Source organism: Streptomyces soli (assembly GCF_003999195.1).
GTDB lineage: Bacteria > Actinomycetota > Actinomycetes > Streptomycetales > Streptomycetaceae > Actinacidiphila > Actinacidiphila soli.
The window spans coordinates 1-8,018 of the sequence record NZ_RJVR01000107.1 but is presented as its reverse complement, the minus strand read 5'-3'; the positions used below and the strand labels follow the sequence as shown (position 1 = coordinate 8,018).

At 68.8% G+C, this 8,018-nt stretch carries 6 protein-coding genes and 1 pseudogene; 5 read left to right on the top strand and 2 right to left on the bottom strand.

The window, feature by feature from the left end:
* From EFK10_RS48535 to EFK10_RS53150, 3 genes are all read left to right on the top strand, one after another.
* Nucleotides 1-256: hypothetical protein (locus tag EFK10_RS48535; protein WP_206305376.1), on the top strand; the 256-nt coding region annotated here is incomplete at its 5' end.
* Nucleotides 253-3,195: a discoidin domain-containing protein gene (locus EFK10_RS09260; protein WP_127355254.1), complete on the top strand. Its 2,943-nt coding sequence runs from the start codon at nt 253-255 to the stop codon at nt 3,193-3,195. The genes EFK10_RS48535 and EFK10_RS09260, both read left to right, overlap by 4 nt.
* 232 nt (nt 3,196-3,427) lie before the next feature.
* A complete protein-coding gene (locus tag EFK10_RS53150; RefSeq protein ID WP_127355253.1) occupies nt 3,428-4,138 on the top strand; it encodes a transposase domain-containing protein in 711 nt (236 codons plus the stop codon).
* 685 nt (nt 4,139-4,823) lie between these two features.
* Here EFK10_RS53150 and EFK10_RS09245 read toward each other — a convergent pair.
* The gene (locus tag EFK10_RS09245; RefSeq protein WP_127355252.1) at nt 4,824-6,173 is read right to left on the bottom strand and encodes a COG1361 family protein; all 1,350 of its coding nucleotides are present in this window, start codon (nt 6,171-6,173) and stop codon (nt 4,824-4,826) included.
* Between the two features lie 621 nt (nt 6,174-6,794).
* Nucleotides 6,795-7,199 (bottom strand): SDR family NAD(P)-dependent oxidoreductase, encoded by a 405-nt coding sequence (locus EFK10_RS53145; RefSeq protein ID WP_407647034.1) that lies wholly within the window; start codon nt 7,197-7,199, stop codon nt 6,795-6,797.
* Between the two features lie 72 nt (nt 7,200-7,271).
* Here EFK10_RS53145 and EFK10_RS53140 point away from each other — a divergent pair.
* Nucleotides 7,272-7,415: pseudogene (locus EFK10_RS53140) on the top strand (hypothetical protein); the annotation flags it as partial.
* A gap of 390 nt (nt 7,416-7,805) precedes the next feature.
* The coding region (locus EFK10_RS48530) for a hypothetical protein (RefSeq protein WP_206305375.1) at nt 7,806-8,018 on the top strand (213 nt) is incomplete at its 3' end.

Genomic DNA, 8,018 nt, shown 5'->3' with positions numbered 1-8,018 from the left:
GGTCTTTGACGACGCCCACCCCAACGCGGCTGATGTCATCGCGTCGGGCTGCGCCACGCCCCATAGAACGAGCGTGCGCCACAAGGGCGGGCTGACCGACCAGGGCACCGGCCTCGGAAAGCAAGCACCTGTGCACGCATCCACCGATCCGGTCGTCGGCCTGCCGGACCGCGCCGAGGAAACTCGCGCATTCGGTGCGGCAGGCCGGTCAGCGGTCGGAGTAGCACCTCATCACCGAAACAAGGAGAGGCAATGAAGCCGGATCCATGCGATCACGCGGTTGCCCGCGACCCGTCAGACGGGGCGACAAGACGGACTCGACTGCGCCTGCTGGTGGGAGCCCTCGCCCTCGCTGTTGGCGCCACCGGGTTCCTCACCGCCGGCCCGGCGCAGGCAGCGGTGACCGATGACGCGGGAGCGCACTACCTCTACACGTCCCCGAACGGCACCGGCTCGGAGTGCGCCCAGAACACCCCGTGCTCGCTGACCGAGGCGCAGACGCAGGTCCGTCAGTTCAACCAGAACATGCAGCATGACATCGTTGTCCAGCTCGCCGGCGGCACCTACTCGCTGAGCAAGCCGCTCACCTTCACGGCGGCTGACTCGGGGAACAACGGCCACCAGGTTCGGTGGCAGGCAGCTCCCGGCGCGCATCCGGTGCTCTCGGGCGGCCGGAATGTCTCCGGATGGAGCCTGAGCGACTCGGCCCACAACGTCTGGTCGGCCAGCGTGCCCGCCGACCTGAACACGCGACAGCTCTACGTCGACGGGGTTCGCGCGGACGTCGCACAGTCCACATCGGGACTGCCTTCGGGCAGCACGGTGACAGCTACCGGATACACCGTGCCCGGCAACAGTCTCCAGTCGGTCCGCAATCCCGCTGACCTCCAATTCATGTACCACCCGCTGGACTGGGCGCAGGAGAGCTGCAACGCGGCCTCGATCACCGGGACGGCCACGCAGACGACCGTCACGATGGCGCAGCCCTGCTGGGGCACCGTGCAGTCGTTCTACGGCGGCACGGAGCGGGCAAACATGCCGCAATATCTCGCGAACGACTATTCGTTCCTGAGCCAGCCCGGTCAGTGGTACTTCGACACGGCCGCGCACCGGATCTACTACATTCCGCGGTCCGGCCAGAACATGTCCACCGCGAAGGCGGTGGTTCCGGTCCTGCAGAACCTGGTGACCGGCGCGGGAACGGCTACCGCTCCCGTCCACGACATGACGTTCCAGGGGCTGACCTTCGAATATGCCACCTGGATGCAACCCAGTACGGACGTCGGCTTCGCCGAGACCCAGGCAAACCTGCTGATCACGACGCCGGATTCGTCGTACAACTGGAGTCCGGCTCACTTCGTGACCCCCAGCGGCGGAACCACCTGGAACAACACCCCCTACGGGAGCCAGGCGCAGGTGATGCCGGAGGCGGTGGAGTTCCACGCCGCCAGGAACATCAGCTTCGTCCGCAACACCTTTGTGCACCTCGGCGGCGCCGGCCTCGGTCTGGACCAGGGCAGCCAGCACAACCACGTGGTCGGCAACGTGATGACCGACATTTCGGGCAACGGCCTGCAGGTGGGATCGGTCTCCGACCCCAACCAGACCGACCCGAATCTCGTCGACGCCTACAACACCGTGTCCAACAACTACGTCCACAACGTGAACGTGGAGTTCCTCGGCGGCGTCGGCATGTTCTTCGGCTACGTGCGCGACACCACGATCTCGCACAACGAGATCGCCGATCTGCCCTACAGCGGTATGTCGATCGGCTGGGGCTGGGGCTCGCTGGACACCACCCCCTCGATCGATGAGAACAACAAGATCATCGACAACTACGTTCACGATGTGATGCAGGACCTGCATGACGGTGGCGGGATCTACGCCCTCGGCCCTCAGCCGGGTGGCGTCATCTCCGGCAACTACATCGGGAACGTCGTCCACGACAGCGGCCACGTCTATCTCGACCAGGGGAGCACCGGGTGGACGATCAGCAACAACGTGATGTCCACCGGGACCACCTGGATGCGCGCCAACCCGAACTCCTTCGACCCGAGCAGCAACGTCGCCAAGGACAACTACACCGACCTGACCATACTCGCCTCCGGAACGGTGGCGATCAGTGGCACGACCACCGTGGCCACCGGTGAACTGCCGGCCTCGATCATCCAGAAGGCGGGCCTCCAGCCGGCGTACAAGGACCTCGACCCGACCACGCCGAGCGACACCCAGGCGCCCACCGCTCCGCAGCGCCTGCAGGTCAAGGTCGTCAACCCGACCTCGCTGCACCTGAATTGGGCCGCGTCGACCGACAACGTCGGCGTGACCGGTTACGAGATCGCCGTCAACGGCCGTCTGGTCCAGGTGACCGCCACTCCGGGTGCCACGCTCACCGGCCTGACTCCCAACAAGGTCACGAAGATCACCGTCCGGGCCCGGGACCTCGCCGCCAACCTCTCCACGGCCGGCGGAATCTCGGTGCAGATGCCGGCGGCGGACACCCAGGCGCCCACCACCCCCGGCACGTCGACGGTCAACTCGGTGTACCCGACCACGGTGAACCTGTCCTGGCCGGCGTCCACCGACGACTGGGCAGTCACCGACTACCAGGTGTACCGCGACGGCGTGCTGGCCGCGACCACGACGGGCACCTCCGCCGAGGTCGACGGCGCGACCCCCGGTCAGACCGCCCAGTACACCGTCAAGGCTAAGGACGAGGCGGGCAACCTCTCGCCCGCCAGCCCCGCGGTCAGCGCGACGACGCCGGACCTTTCCAACCTGGCACTGCACGCACCGGCCACCGCGCTGTATCTCGACGGCAGCACCGCCCTGATGCAGCCGAACTCGATACCGGGCTACGCGGTCGACGGTGACCTGTCGACCTTCGCCCAGGCAACCAACCAGTACGCCTGGCAGCTCCAGGTCGACCTCGGCTCGTCGCGCACGATCTCCTCGATCGTCACCACGATGCCCTCAGACAAGTTCGCCACCGAGTACAACATCGAGACCTCCGAGGACGGGCAGAACTGGACGGTCGCCGACAAGGTGACCGGATTCATGGGCGGGGTGAGCACGCAGAACCTCTCCACCCCGGTCACCGGGCGGTACCTGCGGATCGTGGCGGTACACCCGGACGGCGGCGGGCAGACAGGCGGCCAGATGGCCATCAGCGAGCTCGCTGTCTACGGCAGCTGACCGACCGTGCGAAACACGACGGTGAAGTCCACCCTCGTGTTTCGCACGTTTCGCGATCGCGGCCGGCGATCGCGTGGCCACCCGCCGGTAGCCGGTGGCCACGCGATGCCAGCACCAACACCGTTGCGTTAGGGATCTTCAGTCGTTGGCAACCCCTGTCTGAACAGTAGGAACGGGACTCCTGGTAGATCAGCTTGTGTCGAGCAGGTGATCATCGAGCGCGCCCGGGCATCTGGGCGAGTTGACGCAGATCGTGGACTTCTCCCTGGTGGACGCGGTGCTGGAGGAGACCGGCACGCGTGAGCGGCGGCTGCGGCTGCTGCCGTCACAGGTGGTGGTCTACTTCGTGCTCGCGCCGGCCCTGTTCGAGGACTGCTCCTCCCGGAGCGTGTGGGGCAAGCTGGTGGCCGGGCTGGAGTCGCTGGCCCTGGTACGGCCGGCGGTCTCTTCGCTCTCCAGGGCCCGTCAGCGGATAGGGGCCGCTCCGCTACGGCGTCTGTTCGAGACCCTCGCCGGGCCCGTCGCCCACCGCGGCCAGAGCGGCGCCTTCTGGCGGGGGCTGCGGACCGTGGCCGTCGACGGGACCCTGCTGCACACCCCGGACGAGCCGGCGATCACCTGGCGTTACCCGAAACGGTCCGGTGACCACCTGGAATTCGGCTACCCGCTGCTGCGGGACACCGCCGCCGACACCGTCGTCACGGGCACCGGCATCCTGCCCCCACCAGGCCCCGCCGACCTCGTCGGCACCATCGGCCGGGCCACCCTCGACGCCCTGCACCCCGCCCGCCACCGGCACCGCGTCAAGGCCCGCACCCGCAAAAACCCCACCAGCAAGTACGGACCGAACGCCGGACAACAGCCCACGACCAGCCAGAACTACACCGCCCACGCCACCGTCACGTTCTTCGAGTACGGACTCGCGAACCGCTCACGGCCGTAAACGCAACGGCGTTGCTGTGCCCGTTCTGTTTGCCGGGGTCCCCAACCGCGCCTATCCGCGCGGCCGCTTAGTTGAGGCTTCCCTGCTGCCACGCCCGGGGCCAGCGTCCTGATGGCCGGGGGTGGTCCCGCAATCCCAAGCGTCTCGTCGGGCACAGGCGTAAAACGCGTCACGGGCTCGGCTCATCTGCTCTTCCGCCCTTATCCAGTCGGCGGGGTCGTCCCTCAGCCCCCGTGCGTACAACTCCACGTTCCACACTGCTTCATCCCAGGCCCGAGCTGCTGCGATGGTTTCCGCGTCCCCCACGAGCAGGACGGATTCCCATTCGGGACGCGCGTACAACGAGGCGCCCGCATTCATAGCAACTGACTGCGGGTGCTTGCGTATGACAGTACGGGCCTGGACTGCCGCCGGGCACGCCAGCCGTCACAGGTGCGTGCGATCCAGGCCCGCGCCCGGCGGTGTCCCATCACCGCGAAGCCGGTGCGCCGCCATCGAGGTCAAGGCCAAGCGGGCCAACCGCCTTCAGGACGAACCGCAAGAACAACGTCTCCCTGCGCAAGGTGGTCCTGGGCGGCACGCCCGGGGCCCGTACGGTGACGGTTCCGCCGTACGACCTCATCAACGCGCCGTAGGGCACGGAAACGGAAGGGGGCGAGCCGCGGGCTCGCTCCCCTCACCGCTGTCAGGCGGACGGGTTGACGACCACCTTGGCCGAGTTGTTCTTGCTCTTCGGGTCGAAGGCGAAGGACGTGCCGTAGTCGGGCCGGGCGAAGACGCGGCCCGTCGCGTCGGGGACGACCCGGTCGATGCGCAGCTGGAACGGGAAGCTGACCTTCAGGTCCGGCTTGGCCCACATCGGCAGGGTGCAGGCGTAGTGGCCGATGGCCGGGTCGTCGCCGGACGTCCAGGCGTTGCGGCAGGTGTCGGGCACGGACGTGGCAGTGGTGCCCTCCGGGAGGTAGAAGTCGATCACGGCGACCGGGTCGCCGGAGCTGACGTTGCCGACCCAGGCCGGGCCGCGGTTGACGAAGCGGAAGGCGGCGGTGACGGTGTCGCCGGCCGCGCCGCTTACCTCGGTGCCGCGCACGGCGAAGTCGGCGGTGTTGTCGGCGTCGATGTGCCAGGAGCGGCCGTTGTCCGAGCCGTCGAGGTCGGTGGCGTCGCCGCCGGGCTGGACCTCGTAGTCGAACCGCTCGTACAGCGCGTGGTCGGTGACGGCGAGCCGCAGCGGCTCCGGCAGCTCCACGGTCGCGCCGGGCGCGACGTCCGTGTCGAAGGAGCAGGTCACGTACGTCATGGGCGTGTACTCGCCGCCGTCTTCCGGCCTGGTGTAGGTGCACTGCGGGTAGCGGGTGACGACGTCGAGGCCGTACGTCGCCCACATCTTCACGCTGAAGCCGTGGGCGGTCTCGTTGCCGGTGTTGGTGACGGAGAACGGCACGGTGAGGCTGGTGCCGGGCGCGACGTCGGTGACGTCCTGCGGGGCGCTGATGCCGAGGTCCGGGCCGGAGCCGACGGTGACGAAGGTCTCCGCGGAGCCCTCTGGGGCGACGAGCGTGCCGTCGGGTCCGCCGGTGGCCTCGGCGGAGTACTCGATCGCACCCTGCGCTCCCACGGCGGCGCCGGCGGTGGCCCGCACCTTCAGTTGCACCTGCGCGCTGTAGCGGGTCGGCACGTCCCCGGTGTCGCACACGGCGGCGGTGCCGGCGTCGTTCGGCGTGCAGTTGTCGGGCCAGGCCACCTCGGCGACCCCGGCGAGCCCGGAGACGTCGACGGTCAGCCGTCCGTCGGTCACGGTGAAGTTGTCGTTGTCGTGGTACAGGCCGAGCGCCAGCGACCGGTACTGCGCCGCGTCGCCGTCCGGAGCGACGGTGACCGTCTGCTCGTACGGCGCCTGGATCCACAGCTGATCGCTCTGCGGCTGGTCGTCGGCGAAGGCGACCCCACTCCCGAGACCGGCGACGACCAAAGCCCCCACGGCTCCGGCACAGGCCCCGCGACGCAGAACACGCCCGACGGAGACAGAACTCATGACATCCCCCAGATGGGACAGAAGAGACCCCGGCACAGTGACCAGCACCGGGCGCGAATTAGACGACCTGCCGAGACAGAAGGTTGTAAGGGACGGGCGCGTGCGCGGGGACCGTTACCGCTACTCCCCGGCCCGCGCCGACTGTCACGGTGACGGCCACGAAGACGGTGCGCGCCACCGTTCCCCGTCCCTGGCGGGAAGCGCCCCGAGGCCGTGCTGTACGCGCTGCTGGGCTCGACGCCCCGACAACTCCGCGGAGAACAGTGTGTCGGCCCGCTGGAAGCGAGACTCTGACGGCGGTTGATGGGGTACCTCACACCTACCGCGTCCGGGCCTAGGCCCACTCATCTCGTACTGCGTAGGTCGGGCCTTGCGAGCCACGTCACCACCCGCACCACCTATGCACCACCTGGGGCGGCAGCCTCGGTCAACAAGGGTCAGCGCCCCACCCGCAGTTGTCCCCCATAGGCCAGGTTCCCGCAGGTCAGATAGAGGCAAGGAGTCACAGGATCAGGATTCCCAAGCTCAGAGCGCGGGTTCGATTCCCGTCACCCGCCCCAGCAGAGAGCCCCAGGCGAGCAGCCCGGGGCTTCTCTGTTGCCGCCGGGCGCCGCACCCAACTCAGCAGTGACTGTCGGGGGCAGCGCAGCATGCCGTCAAGCTCTGATCCGTCGTCCGTCTCGTTTCGCAGAGGCGATCACGGCGGAAACGACGGCGGTCACGACGAGGCTCCCCATCATGACCATCCCCACGCCGACGATGAAGAGGCCGCTGGAATCGTCCGACCAGTCGTAATAGGTAGCCCTGGTAGACGCGGGTCTGCGTGACGTCGGCGTCCAGCGCTGCGACGAATCCGGTGCGGGTCGGGCCGGGGCGCAGGGCAACGACCGCGACTCCCGAGCCCCGGGTCTCCGCCCGCAGCGCCTGGCTGAAGGTGAGGACGAACGTTTTGCTGGCCCCGTAGACGGCCGGGTAGGGCGAGGGCTGGAAGGCACTTGTCGAAGCGACATTCAGCACACCGCCCATGGCATATCTGGTCGAGCTCGGACGCGCATACATGAACTACGCGCGCTCACCGAGCCCGACTACTACCAGGTGATGTTCGGTGGTGCCGTCGCCGGTTATCTGCCCACCCCGCACGATCACCGCGCGCACGTCACCTTTGACTTAGCCGTGCGCGCCGCCATGGACGCCGGTGTCCTGAAGGTGGCCGGTCCCCAAGAGGTGGCCGAGGTCGTGTGGGCGGCGCTGCACGGGCTGGTCAGCCTCGAGCTGGCCGGCCACCTCGACCCACGTGACGGCGAGCGGCGCCCCCGCCGCCATCGACGACACCATCGGCTTCGGCACCCCCAGCGGCAGCCCCCGCATCGCCCGCGTCGCGATCGACGTACGACCTCCTCCGCGCCCCGGCCATCTCCCTGACAGCCGCCCCCGGTCGCCCCGGCCCGTAAGCGCCCCAGGTCGGCGCCCGCCGGCCGGGCGACCTCGGCACGCGGTCTGTCGGCCGTGATGCGGGGCTCTCCGGCGACGCCGGCGCTTGTAGTGTTCGATGGATTATCGGACGTGGCAAACCCGCCTGCTTACGCAGGGGACGAAACGCCCGCCCAGTTCACGCCAAGGGGAGGGAATCGCGTGGTGTCACGGACACCGGAGACCGAATCCACCGTCAGACCGCTGATCGGAACGATGGAGTCCGGGCCGGCGACCGCCGACCTGGACCTGTTCGACGCCACCGCAGAGCTGCCCCCGGTGGTGGCCCCGGCGCCGCCGCCCTCCCGGTCGCGCCGCCGGTCGCGCCGCCGCGCGCCCCGGCGCAGGCGCCCCGTGATCGCCGGTGCCGGGGCC